Source organism: Enterobacter chuandaensis, assembly GCF_003594915.1.
Classification (GTDB): Bacteria; Pseudomonadota; Gammaproteobacteria; order Enterobacterales; family Enterobacteriaceae; genus Enterobacter; species Enterobacter chuandaensis.
Genome location: NZ_QZCS01000020.1, coordinates 17,774 through 43,620 on the forward strand (window position 1 = coordinate 17,774; position 25,847 = coordinate 43,620).

Consider the following 25,847-nt stretch of genomic DNA (forward strand, 5'->3'; position numbering starts at 1 on the left):
AAAGGCCGAACGTGTCGGCCTTTTATCTCAGAAAGGAGAACTAGATCAGGCGGCGAGCCGCTTCCACCACGATTTTCACCGCGTGACTTTCGGTCTGCTTCATGGTTTCGGCGTTCGGGATCTCCTGCTGGGTGCGGTTGACGATAACGCCCGCCACCATACCGGCACGCAGACCCTGGCTTGCGCACATGGTCAGCAGCGTTGCGGATTCCATCTCGTAGTTCATCACGCCCATAGACTGCCACTCTTCCATTGAGCCTTTGAAGCGGCTCACCACGCGACCAGAGAAGGTGTCGTAACGCTCCTGGCCCGGGTAGAAGGTATCAGAAGAGGCAGTTACGCCTACGTGAGTGGTTGCGCCCACGGATTTCGCCGCTTCAACCAGCGCGGTGGTGCATTCGAAATCTGCCACTGCCGGGAATTCCATCGGCGCAAAATGCAGACTTGCGCCATCCAGACGCACGGATGCGGTCGTCACCAGCACGTCGCCGACGTTGATGTGCGGCTGAATCGCGCCGGTGGTACCGATACGCAGGAAAGTACGAATGCCCAGCTGCGCCAGCTCTTCCACGGCGATAGAGGTAGACGGGCCACCGATACCGGTAGAGCACACAATCACCGCTTTGCCATCCAGCTCTGCGCGCCAGGTGGTGAATTCACGATGGGCAGCCAGCTTGACCGGCTTATCCATCAGCGCGGCGATCTTTTCCACACGCTCTGGATCGCCAGGGACGATAGCGAGCGTAGCCCCTTGTAAATCGTTTTTAGTGAGGCCGAGATGAAAAACATCAGACTTAGACATAGGTGACTCCTCTGTGGGTCGGTTAGTCAGAAGAAGTAAAACGGTACTTTACAGAAGCGGTAAGCATAATTTCGTGACGCATCTCACCATGAATGAAAATGATTGCATTGAATTTCCACCAAAGAGTGATTCACATCACATTAACAAGTTATATCGTCGGGTGCTGCACAAAAGATAGACCGTTTAAGGCACTGTGGGTTGTTAACCTGGTGTCTATATTTACCTTTGCGCTAACTCATTGGTACGGAGAATGCCATGACTGAAAAAACCGGATTTGCACCTGCTGCGGCTCCGCATGCTTCAACCATCGTCTCAACCTCAGAAGACGCCATTACTGCGGGCGAGACCTCCATCCCCTCGCAGGGGGAGAATATGCCTGCTTATCACGCGCGCCCCAGGTCGGCAGACGGCCCGCTGCCCATCGTGATAGTGGTTCAGGAGATTTTCGGCGTTCACGAACATATCCGCGATATCTGCCGCCGCCTGGCACTTGAAGGATATCTGGCCGTTGCGCCAGAGCTCTACTTCCGTCAGGGCGATCCCAATGACTACAGTGATATCCCGACGCTGTTCAGTAACCTGGTGAGCAAAGTGCCAGATGCGCAGGTGCTGGCCGATCTCGACCACGTTGCCAGCTGGGCGGCGCGCAACGGCGGTGACCCGCACCGTCTGATGGTGACCGGCTTCTGCTGGGGCGGGCGCATTAGCTGGCTGTATGCCGCGCATAACCCGCAACTGAAAGCTGCTGTGGCCTGGTACGGCAAACTGGTGGGCGAAAAAACGCTGAATTCACCGAAGCAGCCTGTTGATATCGCAACGGATCTGAATGCGCCCGTATTAGGGCTGTATGGTGGTCAGGATACCGGCATCCCGCTTGATACCGTCGAGACCATGCGTCATGCGCTACGCGCGGCGAATGCCAAGGCGGAGATTGTGGTGTATCCGGATGCCGGACACGCGTTTAACGCCGATTATCGTCCGAGCTATCACGCGGAATCCGCGAAAGATGGCTGGCAGAGAATGCTGGCGTGGTTTAGCCAGTACGGCGGGAAAAAAGCGTAAAAAAAGCCCGGTGGCGGCTACGCCTTACCGGGCCTGCTCGTTATCAAGCCTGACGCAAATTCTGCGCCGCCTTCACCATGTTGGCGAGCGCCGCACGCGTCTCCGGCCAGCCGCGGGTTTTCAGCCCGCAGTCCGGGTTCACCCACAAACGTTGCGCCGGAATGCGCTGAGCGGCTTTTTTCAGCAGCGCCTCAATCCACTCCACGCTCGGGACGTTCGGAGAGTGAATGTCGTACACGCCCGGTCCGATTTCGTTCGGATAGTCGAACTCCTTAAACGACTCCAGCAGCTCCATATCTGAACGCGAGGTCTCGATGGTGATGACGTCAGCATCCAGCGCGGCAATCGAATCCATGATGTCGTTAAATTCGCAGTAACACATGTGGGTGTGGATCTGGGTGTCGTCCTTCGCCACCGCGGCGTTGATGCGGAACGCTTCCACGCCCCACTGCAGGTAGGCATCCCAGTCGCTGCGGCGCAGCGGCAAACCTTCGCGCAGCGCCGGTTCGTCAATCTGGATGATGCCAATGCCCGCCGCTTCCAGATCCGCCACTTCATCACGCAGCGCCAGGGCGATCTGTTTGGCGATGGTTTCACGGGTCACGTCTTCACGCGGGAACGACCAGCAGAGAATGGTCACCGGGCCGGTCAGCATCCCTTTCACAGGCTTATCCGTCAGGGACTGGGCGTACTTCGCCCATTCAACGGTGATCGGTTCTGGACGGCTGACGTCACCGATGACCACCGGCGGCTTCACGCAGCGGGAGCCGTAGCTCTGCACCCAGCCGTTCTGAGTAAAGACGAAGCCGTCCAGGTGTTCACCGAAGTATTCTACCATGTCGTTACGCTCGGCCTCGCCGTGCACCAGCACGTCCAGCCCCAGGCGTTCCTGCTCGATAATCGCCTGCTTGATGTGTTCCGCGATGCCGGTGCGGTAGTGATTCGCATCCAGATTGCCCTTTTTGAAGTCCAGGCGCAGGCCGCGGATCTCCGTCGTCTGCGGGAAGGAGCCGATCGTCGTGGTCGGCCATGCGGGAAGGTTGAAGCGGGCGCGCTGGGCTTCGGCGCGCACTTCATACGGGCTCTGGCGCTGGCTGTCCTGGGCGGTGATGGCCGCCAGACGTTTTTCTACCGCCGGGTTGTGCACGCGAGCCGAGTGACTACGCGCCTGAATCGGGGCGCTCCAGTCGGCAATCGCCGCCGTGTCGCCGCTGTTCAGGGCGTCGCGCAGCAGCGTCAGCTCTTCACATTTTTGCAGGGCGAAGGCAAACCAGCTTTTCACTTCAGGGTCGAGGCGGGTCTCCACGCTGAGATCGATCGGACTGTGCAGCAGGGAGCAGGAAGAGGCCACCCACAGTTCACGTTTGCCGACGATGTCCTTGATTTGTGCGTATTTCTCGGTCAGATCGGCACGCCAGACGTTACGACCGTTGACCAGACCAGCAGAAAGCAGCCAGTCTGCAGGCAGGCGCTTGTGCAGCAGCGCCACATCGTCCTTACCGTGAACCAGGTCAACGTGCAGGCCCTGAACCGGCAGCGCGATAATGGTCTTCAGGTTCGGCGTCACGCCTTCAAAATAGGTGGTCAGCAGTAGCTTCACCTGACCGGTAAGCGCGTCATACGCCAGTTTAAAGGCATCGAGCCACTCCTGCGGCAGCTCCAGCACCAGCGCGGGTTCGTCGATTTGTACCCACTGAATGCCGCGCTTGCCCAGCTCAATCAGCACCTGTTTGTAGACCGGCAGAATATCGTTCAGCAGGCTGAGGCGGTCAAACTGCTCGCCCTTCACTTTACCCAGCCACAGGTAGGTTACCGGCCCCAGCAAGACGGGCTTCACCTGGTGGCCCAGCGCCAGCGCTTCATCCACTTCGTCCAGAAGCTGCGTCCAGGTCAGCTTAAACTGCTGACCTTTCACGAACTCCGGCACCATATAGTGATAGTTGGTGTTAAACCACTTGGTCATTTCCGCCGCTGCCGCTGGCTCACCCGTTGGCGCACGGCCACGGCCGATGCGGAACAGGGTATCGATATCTACCGATCCATCTTTGTTCTGATGACGAGCCGGCACGTTGCCCAGCAGCAGGCTGGTCGTCAGAACATGGTCGTACCAGGCGAAATCGCCCACCGGCAGCAGGTCAATGCCCGCCTGCTTTTGCTGATCCCAGTGACGGGCACGCAGCTCGCGCCCCACCGCCAGCAGTTCTTCACGGGTGGCGTTGCCTGCCCAGTAGCTTTCTTGCGCTTTTTTCAGCTCGCGACGCAGACCAACGCGAGGAAAACCGAGAGTGTGATTGCGGATTGTCATGGTATGCCCCTTGTGAAATTCGTTATTTAGACGTCCAGATGTTTACACTTCTATAATTGGCAGGTACTGTATATTCCTCAAGCGCAAAATGTTCATGGCGAAGTGAAGGACTTTCATGATCGAGATTAAACACCTGAAAACGCTACAAGCGTTGCGGAACTGCGGTTCGCTCGCGGCGGCTGCGGCCACGCTGCACCAGACGCAGTCCGCCCTTTCTCACCAGTTCAGCGATCTGGAGCAACGCCTCGGCTTCCGTCTTTTTGTGCGCAAAAGCCAGCCTCTGCGCTTTACGCCGCAGGGGGAAATTCTGCTGCAGCTGGCGAATCAGGTACTGCCGCAGATCGCCAGCGCGCTGCAGTCCTGTAACGAGCCACAGCAGACGAAACTGCGCATCGCCATTGAGTGCCACAGCTGTATTCAGTGGCTGACCCCCGCGCTTGAGAACTTTCGTCAGAAGTGGCCGCAGGTGGAGATGGACTTCAAATCCGGCGTGACCTTTGACCCGCAGCCGTCGCTGCAGCAGGGCGAGCTGGATCTGGTGATGACCTCTGACATACTGCCGCGCAGCGGCCTGCACTATTCGCCGATGTTTGATTTTGAAGTGCGCCTGGTACTGGCGCCGGATCATCCTCTGGCTGCCAAAACGCGCATCACGCCGGAAGAGCTGGCAACGGAAACGCTGCTGATTTACCCGGTCCAGCGCAGTCGCCTGGATATCTGGCGTCACTTCCTGCAACCAGCAGGCATTAGCCCGCAGCTGAAAAGCGTGGATAACACCCTGCTGTTGATTCAGATGGTGGCAGCCAGCATGGGTATTGCGGCGCTGCCGCACTGGGTGGTGGAGAGTTTTGAGCGTCAGGGACTGGTAGTCACCAAAACCCTGGGGGAAGGACTGTGGAGCCGGCTGTACGCCGCCGTGCGCGATGGCGAGCAGCGTCAGCCGGTTACGGAGGCGTTTATTCGCTCAGCGCGGAACCACGCGTGCGACCACCTTCCGTTTGTGCGGAGCGCGGAGCGACCCAGCGGCGATGGACCCACAGTGAAGCCAGGATCACCGCTCCCCCAATAAGGAAGCTCGGCCAGTGCGGCTGTTCCTGCCAGATGGCGAGGTTCACCAGCAGCCCCGCCGGTACGTGCACGTTGTTCATGATCCCCAGCGTCCCGGCGTCGACCTGGGTAGCGCCGTAGTTCCACATAAAGTAGCCCAGCCCCGACGCCACCACGCCCAGCCAGACCAGAACGCCCCACTGTACGGTGGTGGTCGGCAGCTTTTGCGGGTTGCCGAGCATAAACCACGCCGCCACCGCGACGATCGCCGCGCCCATGTAGAACCACGCAAACGCGTTATGTTGCGGCATCGGGCGGGTTTCCATCAGGCGCTTGTAGCCCACCATGCCGATGGCGAAACTGATGTTGGCAAGCTGGACGAACATCAGCCCGGTCCAGAAGTGATCGCTCACCTTGTCGTAGCGAATGATCGCCGCCCCCACCACCGCCAGCGCGGCGCTCAGCAGGTATCCCCAGCGCAGACGGCGCCTGCTGAGCAGATCGTAGATCAGCGTGATGTAGAGCGGCGTCAGCACGGTGAACAGCAGGAATTCGGAGACGGAAAGGTAGACGTAGGCCCGGAAGCTGAACAGGTACATGATGCCGAGCTGCATCGCTCCCACCAGCATATACAGCAGAATGGTTTTCAGCGATTGCCCGCGGGTGCGCAGGAACGGCAGGAATACCAGCGCCGCCAGCCCCACGCGCATCAGCACCGAAAAGTAGCTGTCGACCAAACCGGCAAGGTATTCGCCAATCAGGCTAAAGGAGAAGGCCCACAGGATAGTGGTGATAATGAGTAGCGCCACAATGCTTGTCTCTCAGAAAGAAGGAGAGGCATTGTAGCGAACTCTTCAGTTGACAACTGAGCAATAAATAATCGAATGAAGATTATTCAAGGAACAGTTTGCGCAGATACTTCGGAACCGCGTTGTCTGCGTTGGTGCCGATGACTTCCAGCTCCGGGTGCAGATCCTTCAGGCGCTGGTGGGCGTTTTCCATGATGCAGCCTTTGCCCGCCATGGAGAGCATTTCGGCGTCGTTCATGCCGTCGCCGAAGGCGATGCAGTCTTTCAGCTCAAAGCCCAGACGTTTTGCTACCGCTTCAAGCGCGTGACCTTTGGAGACGCCCCCCGCCATTACTTCCAGACAGGTCAGCGTGGAGAAGCTCACGTTCACGCGATCGCCCCAGCGGGCGTTGATCGCCTGCTCCAGCGGCAGCAGCTCTTCGTGGCTTTCACAGGTAAAGAACACCTTGCTGATCCCTTCTGGATCCAGCAGGCCAGGCTCGTACAGTGAGTACTGGAATACGGCTTCCTTGAAAAAGCGCATCTCATCCGGGCGGTGGCGGTTCATGAACCATTCGTCGTCGCGGTAAACGTTGGTGACGATATCTGGGTTGTTATGAACCACGCCGAACAGATCGGCGGCAATATCGCGATCCAGATTGTGGGTGAAGATCAGGTTGCCGTCCGTGTCGTGTACGCGAGCACCGTTGGAGGTGATCATGTACGATTTGATCTCCAGGTTATCGCGGATCTGCCCCACGTCCACGTGGTGGCGCCCGGTGGCGAACACAAAGTTCACGCCACGGGCAGTCAGGAGTTTTAAGGTCTCTTTCGCGTAAGGCGACAGGGTGTGGTCGGGGGAAAGCAGCGTGCCATCTAAATCAGATGCAACAACCTGATACATAGGGATTTCAACCTCTGGTGGAAAACAATAATCAATTATGCCTGTTGAAAAAATCAACAATGGCGTTGAGCGCGACTGAGCGCATAGCGTCCTTTTCAAAAAGGATCTCATGGTACGCACCGTTGATGACCAGCGGTTTACCCCCTTCACAAGGGTGACCGGCTGCAGCGCGCAGTTCACAATAGCGGTCATGCATGCGGTTATCCACCACACGCTCTTCCTCCGCCTGAATCAGAAGCGTCGGCGTGTCATCATCGCCTACGCCCGCCAGCACCTGCTCACCGGCATGAATACCTTCCCGCACCCAGTGCCAGGTGGGGCCGCCAACGCGCAAGCGCGGTTCATCGGCATAAAAGCGCAGGTTGCGGCGATAGCGCTGCCGACTGTGGGTCAGAACGTTGATGGCGAACGGCAATGCGCGCCAGCGTCCGGTTCCGATGGCATAGCCTTCACGAATGCGCTGATGGCCCTCAGCCCAGTCGAGAAGATGGCGCACCATCCAGTCGGGAAAACGAATGACAATACCGTACATCGGCGCGGTGAGCGCAATGGCGTCGCACTGGTGCTCATACCGCTGCAAAAACAGCGTCGAAATGGCGCCGCCCATGGAGTGCGCAAGGATATATCGCTTGCGCCAGGGGCCAGGCTGCACTTCCTGCTGCCAGAACGCGGCAAAATCGTCGACGTAATCGCTGAAGTTATCCACGTGCCCACGGTGCGTATCCGGCAGCATACGACCGGACAACCCCTGTCCACGGTGGTCGATGATCAGCACGTCGAACCCCATATGGACCAGGTCGTAGGCCAGTTCGGCATATTTGACGTAGCTTTCGATACGTCCGGGGCAGACGACAATCACCCGGTCATTTTTTACATTGCGGAAACGAACGAAGCGCACCGGGATGCCCCCGACGCCCGTAAACTCATCTTCCTCACGCTGCCGCCAGAAATCGGTCAGCGGCCCCATAGAGAAAGCAGCAAAAGCGTTTTCTCGTGTTTCCCAGTCCTTTTTCTGCTGAAACATTGGGTTTCCACTCACGTAATCCAGGGAATATCGTTTTTTTCGTCACTGGTCACAAAATGACGCAATAATAGCGTATTGTGGCATAAAAATAGACGGTTCGGGAGTTTCAAATGACCTTCGAGTGGTGGTTCGCCTACCTGCTGACATCCATAATCCTCAGCCTTTCACCCGGCTCGGGGGCTATTAACACCATGACCACCTCCATCAACCACGGCTACCGCGGTGCGGCGGCGTCGATTGCCGGTTTGCAGACCGGGCTGGGCATTCACATTGTGCTGGTCGGGATTGGTCTGGGGACGCTGTTCTCCCGCTCGGTGCTGGCCTTTGAGGTGCTGAAATGGGCCGGTGCGGCGTATCTGATTTGGCTGGGCATTCAGCAGTGGCGCGCGGCAGGCTCGATTGACCTGAATACGCTCTCCCGGACGCAAACGCGCGGTCACCTGTTTAAGCGCGCGGTGTTTGTGAACCTGACGAACCCGAAAAGCATTGTGTTCCTCGCCGCCCTGTTCCCGCAGTTTATCGTGCCGCATCAGCCCCAGGTGATGCAGTACGTGGTGCTGGGCGCGACCACCATTATCGTCGATATTATCGTGATGATTGGTTACGCGACGCTGGCGCAGCGGATAGCGGCGTGGATTAAAGGGCCTAAGCAGATGAAGGCCCTGAATAAAGTCTTTGGTTCGCTGTTTATGCTGGTGGGCGCGCTGCTTGCGTCAGCGCGTCATGCTTAGCGAGAGATGATGAGATGAATGCCGAAGCCGGCGAACAGCGCGCCGGCGAAGCCGTCGATCCACTTCGCGATGCGCTGGTAGCCGCGGCGCATCGCCGGTAAGGCGAACAGGCTGGCCACGATGGTAAACCAGGCGAAGGTCTCAACGACAATCAGCAGGAAGATCCCCCAGCGCGCGCCCGCGCCGACGCTGTCGCCCACAAACAGCGAGAATACGGAGCCGAAATAGATAATCGCTTTCGGGTTCGCCAAGTTGGTCAGCAGCCCTTTCACAAAGCTGCGGCCGCCCGTTGCCAGCTCCACCTTGGGCTCTTCCGGTTTTTTCTCTTCTTTCTTTAATGCCCCGCGCAGCATCTGGTAGCCCATCCAGCACAGATACAGCCCGCCACCGACCATAATGATGTTATGCAGCCAGGCCATCTTCGCCAGGATCAGGTTCAGACCGAGCAGCGCGACCGCCGCCCAGACCATAACGCCCATGGTAATACCGAGCACGCCCATCATCGCCTCTTTGCGGGAGCGGCTGACGGCCGTTTGTGACACGAAGAAAAAGTCAGGGCCAGGGCTCATCAGCGCAACGATGTGCACTAATGCCACGGTGAGAAATAGCATTAACATAATTAGCTCGCGGGAAAATAATGTAGTGAGTCATCATCCTGGCACTTTTTTGGCCGGCTGACTACTCCTCGTCATCACCATCGGCGTGAGAGCGGATGAGCGCCATAAACTCTTTCCCGAAGCGCTCGAGCTTACGTGTTCCCACGCCGTTAACGCTGAGCATTTCGCTGGCGCTGAGCGGCATCTGCTCGGCCATCTCAATCAGCGTCGCGTCGTTGAACACCACGTACGGCGGGATGTTCTCTTCATCGGCAATGGCTTTACGCAGCTTGCGCAGTTTGGCAAACAGCTTGCGGTCGTAGTTACCGCCGTAGGATTTCTGCATCACCCGCGGCTTGAGGGCAATGACGCGCGGCACGGCGAGCTTGAGTTCAACGTCACCGCGCAGCACCGGACGCGCGGCCTCCGTAAGCTGAAGCGCGGAGTGCTGAGCAATATTCTGCGTGGCAAAGCCGAGGTGGATCAACTGGCGAATGATGCTGACCCAGTGCTCGTGGCTCTGGTCTTTACCGATGCCGTAAACCGGCAGCTTGTCGTGACCCATGTCGCGGATACGCTGGTTATTCGCGCCGCGCAGCACTTCCACCACGTAGCCCATCCCGAAGCGCTGGTTCACGCGGTAAATGGTCGAGAGCGCTTTGCGCGCGTCCATCAGGCCATCGTATTGCTTCGGCGGATCGAGGCAGATATCGCAGTTGCCGCACGGCTCCTGTCGCCCTTCACCAAAGTAGTTGAGCAGCACCAGACGGCGGCAGGTTTGCGCTTCCGCGAAGGCACCCATCGCGTTGAGCTTGTGGCGTTCGATATCCTGCAGCTGTCCCTGCGGTTTCTCTTCCAGACAGCGGCGCAGCCACGCCATATCCGCCGGATCGTAAAACAGCATCGCCTCCGCCGGCAGGCCGTCACGCCCGGCGCGGCCGGTTTCCTGATAGTAGGATTCGATATTGCGCGGAATGTCGAAGTGCACCACAAAGCGCACGTTCGGCTTGTTGATGCCCATCCCGAACGCCACCGTCGCGACGACGATTTGCAGATCATCGCGCTGGAATTTCTCCTGCACGTCGGCGCGGATGTGGTTCTCTAACCCGGCGTGATACGCGGCGGCGCTAAAGCCGCGGTTTTGCAGACGCGCGGCGGTGTCTTCCACCTTCGCGCGGCTGTTGCAGTAGATAATGCCGGACTTGCCGCGCTGCTCCTGGACGTAGCGCAGGAGCTGATCCAGCGGCTTGAATTTTTCCATCAGCATGTAGCGGATGTTCGGCCGATCGAAGCTGCTGACCTGAATATACGGGTCGTTCAGCCCCAGCAGGCGAACGATATCCAGACGCGTGGTGTCGTCCGCCGTGGCGGTAAGCGCCATAAACGGCAGTTCAGGGAAGCGCTGACGCAGCTGGCCGAGCGCGGCGTATTCCGGGCGGAAATCGTGTCCCCACTGAGAGATACAGTGCGCTTCATCCACCGCCAGCAGGACCGGATTCCAGTGCGCCAGGTGATCAAGGAAGTTATCCAGCATCAGGCGCTCGGGGGCGATATACAGCAGGCGGATCTGCCCGGTGCGGCACCCGGCCATCACCTCTTGCTGCTGCTCCCGGGTTTGCGTCGAGTTCAGGCAGGCCGCCGCCACGCCGTTGGCGAGCAGCTGATCCACCTGGTCTTTCATCAGAGAAATAAGGGGAGATACCACGACCGTCAGGCCGTTCAGCACCAGCGCGGGCACCTGATAGCAGAGAGATTTCCCGCCGCCGGTCGGCATCACTACCAGACAGTCCCGGCCTTCCAGCACGGTTTCAATGATGGTTTCCTGGCCGGGGCGGAACTGCTGGTAGCCAAAGGTTTCATGCAAAACCTGTTTAGCCAGCGACTCCTGATTCAATACTTCCGCCTGCGCCACGTTAACCCCATATGCCAGAAATGAAACAGGCGCTATTTTCAGCGCCTGAGAGAGAAACTTCAACGTTTAACGCAAAAACATTCGAGCAGCTTAGAAAATATCGTTCAGCATAACGCCCACGCCCACGCGGGTCTGGTTGAAGTTGTAGTCGATCAGCGACTCGCCGTAACCGCTGTACACCTGCGTGTAGAGACGCACGTGCTTCGTCACCGGGTAGCTCAGGCCAAGCTCTGCGCCGCCGTAGCCGGTGTTCCAGTTGTACTGGCCTTTCGCGCTCAGCACGGCTTCACCTAACTGATAGCCCACTTTAAGCTGATAGTAGCCCATGTATTTGGTGATATCCGGGTTATCGTCGGTGTCACCCACAACAAACCACGGCTTCACTTCCACCATCAAATTGCCGTTCTGCGCCATCAGGCGCGTGTAGGCACGGTTCCAGCTGCGCGAGGTTGGGTCGGAGCGGCCATTGGAGTCGTGGTTAAAGCCGACTTCAACGTCGCGCAGCGTCCAGCCAGCAAATTCGTAGTCCGTTGCGAAGCCGAGGAAAAGCTGCGGCTCATAGTTGGTTTCGCGGAACGGAGAAGATTCCCCGCTGTTTGAGAGCTGCCACCAGGATTTCTGCGTATAAGACGCACCGAACACCGAGTTCGGCCCCAGAATGCCGCGCCAGAACGGGAATGCCAGGCTGAGCTGGTACTTCACCTCATCCTTACGCGCATTATCGGACCAGTTATAAGAACTTATCGCCTCTTTGTTGAGGTCGCTGGTCTGGGTGTAAATCACGTAGTTGGTGTCGTACGGGTAGAGCGTGAATGGATTGTCATGCTCCTGCAGCATATTGGCGATGATGCTGCCCTTAACGGCAGGTTGATCATGGACTTCTTTAATCGTCGCTTCCTGCGCATATGCTGTGAGGGGCAGCGCAACCGCCGCCAGTAACCAGGCCAGATACGTCCGCATCGGTGGTGTTCTCCTGCAAAGAGTAAGATTACCTGAATAGTTATGAGGCGAACATTCTACAGACTTCTGCGATAACTGCTGCATCCTCGTTTCTGAAAGTGGAATTCCTTATTGCTGAGGCATAAAATCAACATTTCATTAACAATAAGGATGTAATGCCTCATGTCAGCCATGCTTACCGCCGAAGAAGTGTTAAAACTCGTGGGCGAGATTTTTGTTTACCATATGCCGTTTAACCGTGCGCTGGGACTGGAGCTGGAGCGTTACGAGAAAGAGTTTGCCCAGCTGAGCTTCAACAACCAGCCGATGATGGTGGGTAACTGGGCGCAAAGTATTTTACACGGCGGGGTGATTGCTTCCGCGCTGGACGTGGCGGCGGGTCTGGTCTGCGTGGGCAGTACGCTGACGCGGCATGACACCATCAACGAAGATGAACTCCGCCAGCGCCTGGCGCGCATGGGCACCATTGATTTACGCGTCGACTATCTTCGACCGGGGCGCGGAAACCGCTTTACCTGCACCAGCAGCCTGCTGCGTGCCGGAAATAAAGTTGCCGTGGCGCGCGTTGAGCTGCATAACGAAGAACAGGTTTATATCGCCAGCGCAACCGCCACTTATATGGTGGGTTGAGGCGGCAAAATCGGGTAAAATTGATTCACTTTTTTGTAACGGATTTTCCCGATGGATGCTAAACAGACGCGGCAGGGCGTTTTACTCGCCCTTGCCGCTTATTTTATTTGGGGTATCGCACCGGCGTACTTCAAATTTATCGCCTATGTACCGGCCGACGAGATCCTCACTCACCGCGTCATCTGGTCGTTCTTCTTCATGATCGCGCTGATGAGCATCAGCCGTCAGTGGTCCGGCGTTAAAACGCTGCTGCAAACCCCTAAAAAGGTCTTCCTGCTGGCGCTTTCTGCGGTGCTGATCGGCGGCAACTGGCTGCTGTTCATCTGGGCGGTGAATAACCATCACATGCTTGAAGCGAGCCTGGGGTACTTCATTAACCCGCTGGTGAACATCGTGCTGGGGATGATTTTCCTCGGCGAACGCTTCCGCCGGATGCAGTGGGTGGCGGTAATTCTGGCCTTCTGCGGCGTACTGGTGCAGCTGTGGACCTTCGGCTCGCTGCCAATTATTGCCCTCGGCCTGGCGTTCAGCTTTGCCTTCTACGGCCTGGTACGTAAGAAAATAGCGGTGGAAGCCCAAACCGGGATGCTGTTTGAAACCCTGTGGCTGCTGCCGGTGGCGGCGATCTATCTGTTCGGTATTGCCGACAGTGCGACCAGCCATATGGGCAACAACCCATGGTCGCTGAACCTGATGCTGATGGCGGCAGGCGTGGTGACCACCATTCCTCTGCTGTGCTTCACCGGTGCAGCAACGCGCCTGCGTCTCTCCACGCTGGGCTTCTTCCAGTACATTGGCCCGACGCTGATGTTCCTGCTGGCGGTGGTGTTTTACGGCGAAGTGCCGGGTGCGGATAAGATGGTGACCTTCGCCTTTATCTGGGTGGCGCTGGCGATTTTCGTCGCCGATGCGATTTATACCCAGCGCAGAACCCGCAGAGGAATGTAGGTATTTTGCAGGGCGGGTAAGCGCAGCGCCACCCGCCAGATCTTTACAGCCAGTTCCGACGCTTGAAATAGAGATACGGCGCCAGCCCCGCGAGGATCATAAAGATAATCGCCCCCGGGTAGCCAAAGCTCCACTTCAGCTCCGGCATAAACTCAAAGTTCATCCCATAGCTGGATGCCACCAGCGTAGGCGGCAGGAACACCACGGACACCACCGAGAAGATCTTGATAATGCGGTTCTGCTCGATGTTGATAAAGCCCATCGCCGCCTGCATCAGGAAGTTCACCTTCTGGAACAGGGATTCGTTGTGTGGCAGCAGGGATTCGATATCGCGTAAAATCTCACGCGCCTGCTCCAGCTGACCGCCCGGCAGACGCGCCTTGCGCACCAGGAAGTTCAGCGCGCGCTGGGTATCCATCAGACACAAACGCACCTTCCAGCCGATATCTTCCAGCTCTGCCAGCGTAGACAACGCTTCGTCGTACTCATCGCCCTGATGGCCTTCCATGATCACGCGGCTCAGCTTTTCCAGGTCGCTGTAGATGTTTTCAATTTCGTCCGCCAGCTGTTCAATTTTGGTTTCAAACAAATCGAGCAGCAGCTCGTAGGCGTTGCCGTCCACCATCGCCTGGCTGCGGGCGCGCATGCGGTAGAGACGAAATGCCGGCAGTTCGCGCTCGCGCAGAGTAAACAGACGGCCGTCGCGAATGGTAAACGCCACGGTGGAGTTACCCGCGTGGTCTTCCGCATCTTCAAAGAAGAAGAAGGAGTGAATATGCAGGCCATCTTCATCTTCAAAGAAACGCGCAGAGGCTTCGATGTCTTCCAGTTCTGGACGGGTTGCCAGGCTTTGCCCCAGCTCTGATTGTACGCGAAGGCGCTCATCGTCGTCCGGCTCGACCAGATCCACCCATACGGCATCAACGAGGGGCTGTGACTCTTCGGCTTCAAGCCGAGTCAGTCGGTTATTTTCGAGTTGAAATGCGCTCAACATGACCGGGACTCCCAATGCAAAAAATATCGGACAGTTCGGTGGGCACACAGAAACAAATTGGGTTTCAGACCATTAAACAGCCTGACTCAGCGCGACGGGAATAATGCAGTCGCTGACAACCACTAAGGCCATCAGCAAGAGGAGATAGCCTTAGGAGTTGTTCCTGGATGACAGGGAAATGAGCCAGTATCTACTGGGTGTGTCCAAGGCGAATGTCCTCTTAGCGTAATCGTGCGCGCATGTTACGCCAGCAGTAACTGCGGCGTCAACACGCAACGGAACGCTGAAGGGCATTAATTGACCTTCAACGTATAAGGCTAGCAGATTATTACAAAATAATGATATTTTTCTGAAAGTTACACCGTTTCCAGCTTCGCGTAAGCGGCCACCAGCCATTTGATCCCCTGGCCCTGGAACGCGACCTGCAGGCGGCTGTGCTCGCCGCTACCTTCCAGATTCACAATGGTGCCTTCACCAAACTTCGAGTGACGCACGCGCTGGCCCAGCTTGTAGCCGGTGTCAGTTTCAGAGATCGGCGAGCCCATACGCGGATGGCTAACCGGGCGGCTGATGCTGGCACGCAGACGCACCTCTTCCACGCACTCTTCCGGCAGTTCGCCGATGAAGCGCGACGGACGGTGGTAGACCTCTTTGCCGTACAGACGGCGGGTTTCCGCGTAGGTCAGCGTCAGCTTTTGCATGGCGCGAGTGACGCCGACGTAGGCCAGACGACGCTCCTCCTCCAGACGTCCGCCTTCATCCAGCGACATCTGGCTCGGGAACATCCCCTCTTCCATGCCGACGATAAACACCTGCGGGAACTCCAGACCTTTGGCGGAGTGCAGGGTCATCAGCTGAACCGCGTCCTGCCAGGTGTCCGCCTGCCCTTCACCCGCTTCCAGCGCGGCGTGAGAGAGGAACGCCTGCAGCGGCATCAGGTCTTCGTCTTCTTCGTTGTAGCTGAACTGGCGCGTTGCCGTGACCAGTTCCTCTAAGTTCTCAATACGGGTCTGGCCCTTCTCGCCTTTTTCCTGCTCGTACATGGTGCGCAGGCCCGAGTCTTTGATCACCCGGTCGGTCTGCACGTGCAGCGGCATGTCGGCGGTTTCCTGCGCCAGGGCGTCAATCAATTCCAGGAAGCGCTGTAATGCGCTGGCGGCACGTCCGGCGAGGGCTTTTTCCTGCAGCAGCTCGCGGCACGCCTGCCACAGCGTCAGCTGGCGATCGCGCGAGGCCTGTCGCACCACGTCCAGCGTACGATCGCCAATCCCGCGGGTCGGCGTGTTCACCACGCGCTCAAACGCCGCGTCGTCGTTGCGGTTGGCGATCAGGCGCAGATAAGAGAGCGCATCCTTGATCTCCTGACGTTCGAAGAAGCGCATGCCGCCATAGATGCGGTACGGCATGCTCACCTGCAGGAGCGCCTCTTCCAGCACGCGCGACTGGGCGTTGCTGCGATAGAGAATGGCGCACTGCTCCAGCGCGCCGCCATTGTCCTGCCAGGTTTTGATGCGGTTCACCACGAAACGGGCTTCATCGAGCTCGTTGAAGGCGCAGTAAATCGAGATTGGTTCGCCGTCGACGCCGTCGGTCCACAGCTTTTTGCCGAGACGCCCGTTGTTGTTCTCAATCAGGGCGTTGGCCGCGCTCAGGATGTTACTGGTTGAGCGGTAGTTCTGCTCCAGACGGATGGTTTCCGCGCCGGGGAAATCGTTGAGGAAGCGCTGGATGTTCTCCACCTGCGCCCCGCGCCAGCCGTAGATCGACTGGTCGTCATCGCCCACGATCATCACCTTGCCGGTATCACCGGCCAGCAGGCGGATCCACGCGTACTGGATGTTGTTGGTATCCTGGAATTCGTCCACCAGGATATTGGTGAAGCGTTCGCGGTAGTGCTGCAGGATATGCGGTTTGTTCAGCCACAGCTCGTGGGCGCGCAGCAGCAGTTCGGCAAAGTCCACCAGCCCGGCACGATCGCACGCTTCCTGATAGGCCTTATAGACGTTCTGCCAGGTCTGCTCGACCGGGTTGCCGAAGCTCTGAATGTGGTGCGGGCGAAGGCCTTCGTCTTTCTGACCGTTGATGTACCACATCGCCTGACGCGGCGGCCACTGCTTCTCGTCGAGGTTCATCGCCTTGATCAGGCGCTTCAGCAGACGGAGCTGGTCTTCGCTGTCGAGGATCTGGAAATCCTGCGGCAGGTTGGCGTCCATATGGTGCGCGCGCAGCAGACGGTGCGCCAGGCCGTGGAAGGTGCCAACCCACATGCCGCCCTGGCTGGTGCCCATCAGCTGGGCGATACGGTGGCGCATCTCCGCCGCCGCCTTGTTGGTAAACGTCACCGCCATGATGGAGTACGGTGAGCAGTTTTCCACGCTCTGCAGCCAGGCGATACGGTGAACCAGCACGCGTGTCTTACCACTGCCCGCCCCAGCCAGAACCAGCAGGTTGGTGCGCGAGGCGGCAACCGCGTCACGCTGTTTGTCATTAAGGCTGTCGAGCAGGTAAGAAACGTCCATTGGCACCGTCACATAGTCTTCAGGAACACAGCAAAACGCCCGGTGGCGCTTCGCTTACCGGGCCTACAACTGCAAAACCCTGGTAATTTATACAATATTACTGGTGATTATATCAGCGTCGTGAGGGATGCCAACCGTGAAATTTCCACGTGCGGCAGAAGACGGCTGTCGGCTGCGGTCATCAGCTCCGCATTTTCTGGCTTGATCCAGCAGGCCTGCATGCCGCAGCGGATAGCACCCGCCACGTCGGTGGTCAGGTCGTCGCCCACGTGAAGTATGTTACCGAGCGGCAGATTCAGTTTTTCCGCTGCAAGGTGATACATATCGCTGAACGGCTTCGAGCGCCCGTGCGGGCCCGCGCGCAGCACGAACTCGAAGTAATCCCCGAGGCCAAACAGCTCCGGCTGGGCGTTGCCGTTGGTAATGGCCACCAGCGGCCACTTTTCAGCGAGCTTAGCCAGCGTGTCGTGGGTTTCCTGCGGCACGTCGATCCGGCTGCGCCATTTGGCAAAGTTTTCCATGGACGCTTCGGCACCGATGGCCGCATCCTGCGCACTCAGGCCAGCGTTGAGCATCGCCTGCTCAACCGCACGGCGACGCCATTCGGTCACGTCGTGGTAAATCTCCGGCTCGGTCTCCCGCAGGGACTGGCGCAGCTGCTGGAAGTCTTTATTCTGCATCGCTTTCAGCGCGGGATGGTAATTTTGCACAAACGCCAGCGACTCCTGCTCAGTACGCAGGATCACCTCGCGGTTGTCATAAAGGGTGTCATCAAGGTCAAACGTCAGGGCTGAAATCTGACCGAGTGGGCGGTAAAAACGCATTATTTCCCCCGTTTGGCGCGTGGATGCGCCGCGTCATACACCGAGGCAAGGTGTTGGAAGTCTAAGTGGGTGTAGATTTGAGTGGTCGACAGATTCGCGTGGCCGAGCAGTTCCTGTACGCCGCGCAGATCGCCGCTCGATTCCAGCATGTGGGTGGCAAACGAGTGGCGCAGCTTGTGTGGATGCACGTGGCTGTTCAGCCCCTGCTTGATGCCCCACTCCGCAAAGCGCTTCTGCACGTTACGCGCGGAGATCCGCTTGCCGAGCTTTGATAAAAACAGCGCATCCTCTTCCGCGCCAAACAGGCCGCGCAGATCCAGCCAGTGCTCAATCCAGGAAACCGCGTTACGGCCAATCGGCAGGCGGCGCTCTTTGCTGCCCTTGCCCATCACCCACACTTCGCCGGATTCCAGATCGAGATGCTTTAAGTCGAGGTTCACCAGTTCGGAGAGACGCAGGCCCGCGCCGTACATCACCTCCAGCATCGCGCGGTCGCGCACGGCCAGCGGATCGTTCAGATCGATATCCAGCAGACGGTTTACGTCGTCAACGTCGATATTTTTCGGCAGATGCCGCGGGGCTTTCGGCGTGGCGATCCCTTTCGCCGGGTTGGCTTTCAGGCCGCCCTGGCTGACCAGCCAGTCGAAGAAGCTGCGCAGCGCAGAGAGCCGAAGCGCCAGGCTCGCCGGGCTGAGATTTTTTTTACGGCTACGCACGACGAACCCGCGTACCGTGGCAGCGTCACATTGTTGCCAGCTTTTCAGGCCGATTTCTTCGGCAATCTGGATGATGGCATCAAGCTGACGCTGATAGTTGAGCAGCGTGATAGGGCTGAGCTGACGTTCAACGCCCAGATAGCGCAGAAAGCGCGAGACGTCAGTGGCGAGCAGTCCGTCCGTCATACGCGTTCAATCCAGCGCTCCAGCAGCTCGGGCAGCATCAGGGCGATCTCCTGCAGCAGGTGCGTGGCTTGCCCCTGCTCATAGTGGTGCGCGTCGCGGCTGGTAAATAATATTACCCCCAGGTCGCCATCGCGCCCCATCAGCGACATCGCCACCGAGCCAATCGCTTTGGCTTCCGGTAACACCACCAGCAGCTCAGGCCCGTTCAGCGGCCCCAGATAGTGGTGCTCATGGCCCAGGCGCTGAATGCGCAGCGGCTCAAACGCCTGACGGCTGAGCGCCAGATGGGTAAACCCCGACGGTGCGCCAATGCGCCAGCGGTCAGGGAACAGACGAATCGTTGCGCCCGCCAGCCCCAGCTCACGCGCCCAGCGGTGGAAGCGGCTGAGAAACTCTTCGAGGCTGTGCGCCGACGCCAGACGCGCCTGCAGGTGCAGAAGGCGATAGAACAGGCTTTCGTTGGTGCTGGCCTGCTCCATCAGCAGCGTCATGTTCTCTTCAAGCTGGTTGATGTGGTTACGCGAGCGCGCCATGTGCCATTCGACCAGCGACACGGTCCCGCGAACCGGATGCGGCACGCGCATCTGTTCGACGACGCGTGCATTGCGAATAAAAAACTCAGGATTGTTCAGCAGATAATCAACAACAGCGCTGTCGTCCAGTTCCGTCACTGTTTCCTGCAGTTCTTCCCCTGGTTGTTTCATAGATGGATAAACCCGTCATAAACATGTGTCGCCGGGCCCGTCATATACAGTGGATGACCCGGTCCTTTCCAGGCGATATCAAGCCGACCGCCCGGTAACTCCACGCGAACCTCTTCCGCCAGTAACCCCTGAGAGATACCAACGGCGACAGCCGCACAGGCGCCGCTTCCGCAGGCCTGGGTTTCGCCCGCGCCGCGCTCGTAAACCCGCAGGCGAATGTGCTCACACTTCACCACCTGCATAAAGCCGATGTTCGCGCGCTCCGGGAACCGCTCGTGGCTCTCCAGCACCGGGCCGAGCGTTTCGACCGCCGCGGTTTCCACGTCATCCACCTGAATCACGCAGTGCGGGTTACCCATCGAGACGACGCCGCACAATACTGTCTGCTCGGCCGCACGCATAATATAGGTCTTTTCCGCTTTGTTTGCGCGAAACGGCACGGCGGAAGGCTCGAAGTTAGGCTCGCCCATATTGACGCGCACCAGCTCATCGTCGGTAACGCTGAGCACCATACGACCATTAGCGGTACTGACGCGGATATCGCGCTTGTTGGTCAGCCCTTTCAGGCGAACAAAACGGGCAAAACAGCGCGCGCCGTTGCCGCACTGGTTCACCTCACTGCCGTCCGCGTTAAAAATACGGTAGTGGAAATCGAGGTCGGGATCGTAGGGCGGCTCAACCACCAGCAGCTGATCGAACCCCACGCCCACGTGCCGATCCGCCAGGCGACGGATCAGTTCCGGGGAGAAAAACACATTCTGCGTTACCGCGTCGACGACCATAAAATCGTTGCCAAGGCCATGCATTTTAGAGAACTGCATCATTTGCTCCATTGCGCGGGTACAGAACGTTGTCGTCAGAGGTTAACCTGAGTCGGGCCACCGTTGTCGCCACGATCGTTAGTCTTTGGCGTGGAAGACTCAATGCCGCTATTCACCGGTTTTGTCGGCGGCGGTGCGATTTTATCCGCTGGCGGGAAGTAGAGTGGTCCCTTCAGTCCACAGCCGGTCAGGCTAAACAGCGTGATGAGAACGGCAAGCGTTCGGAAGACGTTTTTCATTATAAAGTTGCTCGTAAGTTCAAATCTGTTTCTATCATCGCAGGAGAAGACACAAAAGCAAGAGTTTGCCGCTTTCCTGCAACGGGAATTATTTAGCGTTATACTGCCGCCATCACGAAAAACAGGAACAAAACCATGAACGACAGTGAATTCCATCGCCTTGCCGACACCCTGTGGATGACCATCGAAGAACGTATCGACGACTGGGACGGCGACAGCGATATCGATTGTGAAATCAACGGCGGCATTCTGACCCTGAGCTTCGAAAACGGCAGCAAAATTATTATTAACCGCCAGGAGCCGCTTCACCAGGTGTGGCTGGCGGCCAAACAGGGCGGCTATCACTTTGATTTGAAGGGTGACGAGTGGGTTTGCGACCGCAGCGGCGAAACGTTCTGGGATCTGCTGGAGCAGGCGGCGACGGCGCAGGCGGGTGAGGATGTGAGTTTCAGGTAGTTTTGTTGCCCGGTGGCGGCTACGCCTTACCGGGCCTACAACGGCTCGAACCGTAGGCCGGGTAAGGCGTAGCCGCCACCCGGCGAAAAGCCTCAGGAAAAATACTGCTGCAACAGCGGTGCGGTATCCTGGTTCGCAGGCACGGCAGGGGCAATCGCCTGCGTACGGAACGGGATCACCTGCGCTCGCCCATCCACATTCACAATCTGGTAGAACTGCGGCAGGTTGAAGTTGATAAAGCTGGAGCCGTAGGTGAAACGGTCATGCGAGGAAGAGTAGAAGCGGCTGACGTCGCGCACCAGCTCCTCTTTGCTGCCTTCACAGTGGTGATACACCTCGGCACGGTTGGTCTCATCCAGAATGTAGATGTTGAACCCGGCATCGTCGCCCGACTCTTCAAAGAAGAACTGAATAATCCCTTCGCTCGCAAAGCCGTCCACTACCTGTGGCAGCTTGACGTGGTTGGTTTCCACCTGAACCGACAGGCCGTGCAGCTTGTTGTGCGAAATCGCGCCGTAGAACTCGATAGCGTTTTCCAGCTTCTGGACCGACACGTTCAGACGCTCGAAGAACAGGCCCCAGGTCTGGCCTGAGACGCGCAGCGCTTTAAAGCGTCCGGTCTCCTGACGGGTACTGGAGAGACGCAGTTCGATACATTCGGAGACCAGCTGCTGCACGCGGGTACGAATTAAACCGCGCAGGTGCTGGCTGTAGCAGAACACTTCGACGCTGTCCGGCGGCGCGGCGTCCTGGTGCATCTTGCCGAGAATGGTTTTCAGCGCTTCGATCATCGCCTGCTCGCCGTTGAAGTGCAGGGTACGCACTTCGTTCCACGAGTTGCGGTACAGCAGGTCTACGCTGCCCACCAGGCAGTTTTGCTGCTCGCCAAAGCTGAAAACGTCCAGCTTGCGGAAGTCAAAATGGACCACCTGATTGCGGAAGGCCGCCGTCGGGTCGTACTCCAGGTTGACGATAATCGCCAGATGGCGGATCTCGCACGGGCTGTAGAGCGCTTTTGGCGTTGGCGCTGGCAGACGCAGCGGGAAGTGGTGCGAAACATCGGCAACCATCTCCTGCAGCTTGGCTAAATCGACGACCTCGTTGCCCTTGATAAACAGGCGCGTGCGCGAGGTCAACAGGCCGTTAAACCAGGCCCACGCCACCAGCTTGTTCAGGTAGCGGTTATATTCCAGCGGCTGATGGCTGATGATGGAGTCCATGCTTGGCGCACGGTTGTACAGATACCACCCGGTGCGGTTTGCGCGGCCCGGCGGCACGTAGATAAAGGTCAGGTTTGGTTCAGACAGGTCAGGCGAAATCTGCGGGTTAACCAGGGTCACTTTGCCCGGCAGCGCTTCAAACGCGGCGTACAGCTTACGGGTCAATACACCGATATCCTGCGGGCTGGCGGACACGCTGAGGTTATTGCGGCGCGCAAAGCGGATCAGGTTACGATAGCTTTGCATCATCGCGTCGAGCAGTTCGTTGTGCGCTTCACGCACCTGATCGATCTTCCAGTTGGCGCGGTTATCGAGCATGGACAGACGCGCTTCGTCCCATCCCCACTCTTTCACTAACTGACTGACCACTTCACGACGCCAGCCCACACAGGCGCGCTCGCGGCTCAGCTTTTCACAAACTTTGAGATAGAAACATCGACGCACCAGGTCAAGGCGCGTGGAATCATCAATGGCTTTCAGGTATTCGGTAACGCGTTCCAGCATCATGCAGTAGGCATCGAGCCCGTAAGAGACAATTTCCCCGTCGTGAAGACGCTGCTTGATATCTTTCGCCAGCAGGCGCGGCGTAGGGTATTCCCAGGAATAGGCTTCCAGCAGCAGCGTTTTCAGCACCGCTTTATACGGTGAGTCGATGCTCTTATAGAGCTGCCAGAGGCTTGCGCCAAAATACTCTTCGGCGGACAGGGAGCTGAGGCCGCCCAGATCCAGCCATTCGTTTGGCGTCAGTACGCCCTGCGCGTAAAGCGACATGACGTAGTCGTCGTAATGCTCTTCTTCTTCGCACGGGACCATATTCCACAGAATACGCTTCCCGGCCAGACGAACGGCAGTACGGTAAAATTCATCCAGCAACAGGATGTGCTGAGTCGAGCCGCAGTCTTCACCACCCAGACTGCCGCTTTCGTTATGACGGAAACGGTTTTCATCAATCAGGAAGAAGCTCACTTCCACGCCGAGCGACGCCGCCCAGCTCTCCAGCAGGCTACATTTACGCTGCAGCAGCTGGCGCTCTTCGTTATCGAGCCAGGATTGATGGCAGACCCAGATATCCAGGTCTGAAGAACAGCTCTGCCCTACCGATGAGGTACTTCCCATCGAGTAAACGCCGGTAATCGGCAGCTCACCTTTCGGGGATTCCTGCGGCGGCATGCCGCGGTAGAGTTCCAGTTCGTTCAGATAATGCTGTTGGGTTTCATCAGGCGTGAAGAGGCAAATGCCCTGGGGAACGTTACCATCGAGGTAGCCCGGCATCAGCGGATGGTGATAGTGCAATAATGTCGGCAGCAGACTGTACACCTGCTGGAAAGCAGGGCCCATGGCAGCAAGCGCGCGATCCACACGCAGTTGATTTATGGCATCCAGTCTCTGTTTCAGAGTCTCAATATAGAGGTACAAGACGTATCGCCTGATGTTTCCGGGTGTCGTAAGCTATTCAAAACACGAATAACAGCGAGCCCGCAGTATTTCAAAAAGATAACCGTTACCCTTTTTTCGCCCTTATCATTATGGTGGTACCGACGAAAAAATGGTCTAAAACGTGATCAATTTAACACCTTGCCGGTTGACCGTAAAGAAAGATGCGCTACATACAAGTGTAGCACCGTTCTGTACGTGTAAATTCCTGAATACGGCTACGGCTGACGAATACGCCGCCTTGTCCCTCTCACGCTTCATCAACCGTAAAACTGCCATCCCAGAGTCAACAATGTTAGGATGGTTAGCGATTGATAATGACGGTAACAAGCATGTTAGACAATGTTTTGAGAATTGCCACACGCCAAAGCCCTCTCGCGCTCTGGCAGGCACATTATGTTAAGCAGCGCCTTGAAGCCTGCCACAGTGGATTGCGCGTCGAGCTGGTGCCGATGGTCACGCGCGGTGACGTGATCCTGGATACGCCACTGGCGAAAGTGGGCGGCAAGGGCCTGTTTGTCAAAGAGCTGGAACTGGCATTGCTTGAGAACCGCGCCGATATCGCCGTTCATTCGATGAAGGACGTGCCCGTCGAGTTCCCGGAAGGGCTGGGGCTGGTGACCATCTGCGAGCGCGAAGATCCGCGCGATGCGTTTGTCTCTAACCACTATGACTCCCTCGACGCGCTGCCAGAAGGTAGCGTGGTTGGCACGTCCAGTTTACGCCGTCAGTGTCAGCTGGCAGAGCGTCGTCCTGACCTTATCATCCGCTCGCTGCGCGGTAACGTCGGCACGCGTCTGGGCAAGCTGGATAACGGCGATTACGATGCCATTATTCTTGCCGTTGCTGGCCTGAAGCGCCTGGGGCTGGAGGAACGTATTCGCGTGGCGCTGCCGCCAGAGCTGTCGCTGCCGGCCGTCGGCCAGGGTGCCGTCGGCATTGAGTGCCGTCTGGACGATGCGCGCACCCGCGAACTGCTCGCCCCGCTGAACCATGACGAGACCGCTATTCGCGTAAAAGCCGAGCGGGCGATGAACACCCGCCTCGAAGGAGGGTGTCAGGTGCCGATTGGCAGCTATGCTGAATTAACAGACGGTGAACTGTGGCTGCGCGCGCTGGTGGGCGCCCCGGACGGTTCGCAGATGGTGCGCGGCGAACGTCGCGGCAAGCCGCAGGATGCCGAGCAGCTTGGCGTGTCGCTGGCGGAAGAGTTGCTGAATAACGGCGCGCGTGAAATTCTGACCGAGGTCTATAACGGAGAACCCCCAGCATGAGTATTCTTGTCACCCGCCCTTCTCCCGCAGGAGAGCAGTTAGTGAGCCGTCTGCGCGCACTGGGGCAGGTGGCCTGGAGTTTTCCGCTGATTGAATTCTCCCCCGGTCGGGAGCTCTCTGCGCTCGCCGACCAGATGAATACCCTGCAGGACGGCGACCTGCTGTTTGCGCTATCGCAGCATGCCGTGGAATTTGCCCACGCGCAGCTGCAACAGGCGGGGACACGCTGGCCGACCGCTCCGCGCTACTTCGCTATCGGCAGAACCACCGCGCTGGCCCTACATACCGTGAGTGGAACAGACGTTCGCTACCCGTTGGATCGGGAAATCAGCGAAGTCTTGCTACAATTACCTGAATTACAAACTATTGCCGGAAAGCGCGCGCTTATTTTGCGCGGCAACGGTGGCCGCGAACTGCTGGGCGAAACGCTGCGCGAACGCGGGGCTGACGTCACGTTTGTCGAGTGCTACCAGCGCTGTGCGAAACACTACGACGGCGCGGAAGAGGCGATGCGCTGGCACGCGCGCGGCATTAATACGCTAGTGGTTACCAGCGGTGAAATGTTACAACAGCTTTGGTCGCTGATACCGCGTTGGTATCGCGAAAACTGGTTACTCCGCTGTCGGCTTCTGGTCGTCAGTGAGCGTCTGGCGAACCTCGCCCGGGAACTGGGCTGGCAGGATATTCGGATCGCTGATAACGCCGACAACGATGCGCTGCTGCGCGCATTACAATAACTCTCAAATGGGAA

The 25,847-nt window shown here is 58.0% G+C and carries 25 protein-coding genes; 8 read left to right on the forward strand and 17 right to left on the reverse strand.

Annotated elements, in window-relative coordinates; translation table 11 throughout:
* Positions 1–40 precede the first annotated feature (40 nt).
* Complete coding sequence (gene udp, locus D5066_RS21455) at positions 41–802, reverse strand: uridine phosphorylase (RefSeq protein WP_003860792.1); 762 nt, start codon at positions 800–802, stop codon at positions 41–43.
* 255 nt (positions 803–1,057) lie between these two features.
* On the opposite strand from udp, the gene D5066_RS21460 reads away from it, so the two are divergent.
* Positions 1,058–1,864 (forward strand): dienelactone hydrolase family protein, encoded by an 807-nt coding sequence (locus D5066_RS21460; RefSeq protein WP_119917156.1) that lies wholly within the window; start codon positions 1,058–1,060, stop codon positions 1,862–1,864.
* A 43-nt stretch (positions 1,865–1,907) separates the two neighbouring features.
* On the opposite strand, the gene metE is transcribed toward D5066_RS21460, so the two are convergent.
* Positions 1,908–4,169 carry a 5-methyltetrahydropteroyltriglutamate--homocysteine S-methyltransferase gene (metE, locus tag D5066_RS21465; RefSeq protein ID WP_119917157.1) on the reverse strand — a complete coding sequence of 754 codons (2,262 nt, stop codon included), beginning with the start codon at positions 4,167–4,169 and terminating at the stop codon, positions 1,908–1,910.
* Between the two features lie 115 nt (positions 4,170–4,284).
* On the opposite strand from metE, the gene metR reads away from it, so the two are divergent.
* On the forward strand, positions 4,285–5,238 hold the full coding sequence (gene metR, locus D5066_RS21470; protein WP_119917158.1) for an HTH-type transcriptional regulator MetR: 954 nt from the start codon (positions 4,285–4,287) through the stop codon (positions 5,236–5,238).
* On the opposite strand, the gene D5066_RS21475 is transcribed toward metR, so the two are convergent.
* The 3 genes from D5066_RS21475 to pldB form a co-directional block, all read right to left on the reverse strand.
* Positions 5,126–6,025 carry a carboxylate/amino acid/amine transporter gene (locus D5066_RS21475; protein WP_119917159.1) on the reverse strand — a complete coding sequence of 300 codons (900 nt, stop codon included), beginning with the start codon at positions 6,023–6,025 and terminating at the stop codon, positions 5,126–5,128. The two genes, metR and D5066_RS21475, sit on opposite strands and share 113 nt — an antisense overlap.
* Positions 6,026–6,107: 82 nt before the next feature.
* Positions 6,108–6,908: a sugar/pyridoxal phosphate phosphatase YigL gene (yigL, locus tag D5066_RS21480; RefSeq protein ID WP_119917160.1), complete on the reverse strand. Its 801-nt coding sequence runs from the start codon at positions 6,906–6,908 to the stop codon at positions 6,108–6,110.
* A gap of 31 nt (positions 6,909–6,939) precedes the next feature.
* Positions 6,940–7,932 carry a lysophospholipase L2 gene (pldB, locus tag D5066_RS21485; RefSeq protein ID WP_119917161.1) on the reverse strand — a complete coding sequence of 331 codons (993 nt, stop codon included), beginning with the start codon at positions 7,930–7,932 and terminating at the stop codon, positions 6,940–6,942.
* Positions 7,933–8,042: 110 nt separating this feature from the next.
* On the opposite strand from pldB, the gene rhtB reads away from it, so the two are divergent.
* On the forward strand, positions 8,043–8,663 hold the full coding sequence (gene rhtB, locus D5066_RS21490) for a homoserine/homoserine lactone efflux protein (protein WP_028014786.1): 621 nt from the start codon (positions 8,043–8,045) through the stop codon (positions 8,661–8,663).
* Here rhtB and rhtC read toward each other — a convergent pair.
* The 3 genes from rhtC to pldA all read right to left on the reverse strand — a co-directional run bounded on the left by rhtC (position 8,660) and on the right by pldA (position 12,131).
* A complete protein-coding gene (gene rhtC, locus D5066_RS21495; RefSeq protein WP_010426287.1) occupies positions 8,660–9,280 on the reverse strand; it encodes a threonine export protein RhtC in 621 nt (206 codons plus the stop codon). The genes rhtB and rhtC overlap by 4 nt on opposite strands.
* Positions 9,281–9,341: 61 nt before the next feature.
* Complete coding sequence (gene recQ / locus D5066_RS21500; RefSeq protein ID WP_047345452.1) at positions 9,342–11,171, reverse strand: ATP-dependent DNA helicase RecQ; 1,830 nt, start codon at positions 11,169–11,171, stop codon at positions 9,342–9,344.
* Positions 11,172–11,261: 90 nt separating this feature from the next.
* Positions 11,262–12,131, reverse strand: coding sequence for a phospholipase A (gene pldA, locus D5066_RS21505; RefSeq protein WP_080330381.1), 870 nt, complete (start codon positions 12,129–12,131; stop codon positions 11,262–11,264).
* A gap of 162 nt (positions 12,132–12,293) precedes the next feature.
* On the opposite strand from pldA, the gene yigI reads away from it, so the two are divergent.
* Both yigI and rarD read left to right on the forward strand, forming a co-directional pair.
* Positions 12,294–12,761: an acyl-CoA thioesterase YigI gene (yigI, locus tag D5066_RS21510; RefSeq protein WP_028014789.1), complete on the forward strand. Its 468-nt coding sequence runs from the start codon at positions 12,294–12,296 to the stop codon at positions 12,759–12,761.
* A 51-nt stretch (positions 12,762–12,812) separates the two neighbouring features.
* Positions 12,813–13,709 (forward strand): EamA family transporter RarD, encoded by an 897-nt coding sequence (rarD, locus tag D5066_RS21515; RefSeq protein ID WP_119917162.1) that lies wholly within the window; start codon positions 12,813–12,815, stop codon positions 13,707–13,709.
* Positions 13,710–13,752: 43 nt separating this feature from the next.
* Here rarD and corA read toward each other — a convergent pair whose 3' ends face one another.
* The 8 genes from corA to lptM form a co-directional block, all read right to left on the reverse strand.
* Complete coding sequence (gene corA, locus D5066_RS21520; protein WP_080330379.1) at positions 13,753–14,703, reverse strand: magnesium/cobalt transporter CorA; 951 nt, start codon at positions 14,701–14,703, stop codon at positions 13,753–13,755.
* Between the two features lie 150 nt (positions 14,704–14,853).
* Entirely contained in the window at positions 14,854–14,910 is a 57-nt protein-coding gene (gene ysgD, locus D5066_RS23200) for a YsgD/CorL family protein (protein ID WP_217480774.1), read from the reverse strand.
* Between the two features lie 149 nt (positions 14,911–15,059).
* A complete protein-coding gene (uvrD, locus tag D5066_RS21530) occupies positions 15,060–17,222 on the reverse strand; it encodes a DNA helicase II (protein WP_045631335.1) in 2,163 nt (720 codons plus the stop codon).
* A gap of 107 nt (positions 17,223–17,329) precedes the next feature.
* On the reverse strand, positions 17,330–18,046 hold the full coding sequence (yigB, locus tag D5066_RS21535) for a 5-amino-6-(5-phospho-D-ribitylamino)uracil phosphatase YigB (protein ID WP_080330377.1): 717 nt from the start codon (positions 18,044–18,046) through the stop codon (positions 17,330–17,332).
* Complete coding sequence (gene xerC, locus D5066_RS21540; protein ID WP_119917164.1) at positions 18,046–18,948, reverse strand: tyrosine recombinase XerC; 903 nt, start codon at positions 18,946–18,948, stop codon at positions 18,046–18,048. The genes yigB and xerC overlap by 1 nt, the downstream gene beginning before the upstream one ends.
* Positions 18,945–19,652, reverse strand: coding sequence for a DUF484 domain-containing protein (locus D5066_RS21545; RefSeq protein ID WP_080330376.1), 708 nt, complete (start codon positions 19,650–19,652; stop codon positions 18,945–18,947). The genes xerC and D5066_RS21545 overlap by 4 nt, the downstream gene beginning before the upstream one ends.
* Positions 19,649–20,473, reverse strand: a complete 825-nt coding sequence (dapF, locus tag D5066_RS21550) for a diaminopimelate epimerase (protein WP_119917165.1) — start codon at positions 20,471–20,473, stop codon at positions 19,649–19,651. Before dapF ends, D5066_RS21545 begins: the two co-directional genes overlap by 4 nt.
* A 35-nt stretch (positions 20,474–20,508) precedes the next feature.
* A complete protein-coding gene (lptM, locus tag D5066_RS21555) occupies positions 20,509–20,712 on the reverse strand; it encodes an LPS translocon maturation chaperone LptM (protein ID WP_119917166.1) in 204 nt (67 codons plus the stop codon).
* 135 nt (positions 20,713–20,847) lie between these two features.
* On the opposite strand from lptM, the gene cyaY reads away from it, so the two are divergent.
* The gene (gene cyaY, locus D5066_RS21560) at positions 20,848–21,168 is read left to right on the forward strand and encodes an iron donor protein CyaY (protein WP_003860816.1); all 321 of its coding nucleotides are present in this window, start codon (positions 20,848–20,850) and stop codon (positions 21,166–21,168) included.
* Between the two features lie 92 nt (positions 21,169–21,260).
* Here the strand turns inward: cyaY and cyaA are convergent, their stop codons facing one another.
* The gene (cyaA, locus tag D5066_RS21565; RefSeq protein ID WP_080330374.1) at positions 21,261–23,804 is read right to left on the reverse strand and encodes a class I adenylate cyclase; all 2,544 of its coding nucleotides are present in this window, start codon (positions 23,802–23,804) and stop codon (positions 21,261–21,263) included.
* Positions 23,805–24,154: 350 nt separating this feature from the next.
* On the opposite strand from cyaA, the gene hemC reads away from it, so the two are divergent.
* Positions 24,155–25,096: a hydroxymethylbilane synthase gene (gene hemC / locus D5066_RS21575; RefSeq protein ID WP_165853366.1), complete on the forward strand. Its 942-nt coding sequence runs from the start codon at positions 24,155–24,157 to the stop codon at positions 25,094–25,096.
* Entirely contained in the window at positions 25,093–25,833 is a 741-nt protein-coding gene (gene hemD, locus D5066_RS21580; protein WP_119917169.1) for a uroporphyrinogen-III synthase, read from the forward strand. Before hemC ends, hemD begins: the two co-directional genes overlap by 4 nt.
* The last annotated feature ends 14 nt before the right edge of the window (positions 25,834–25,847 follow it).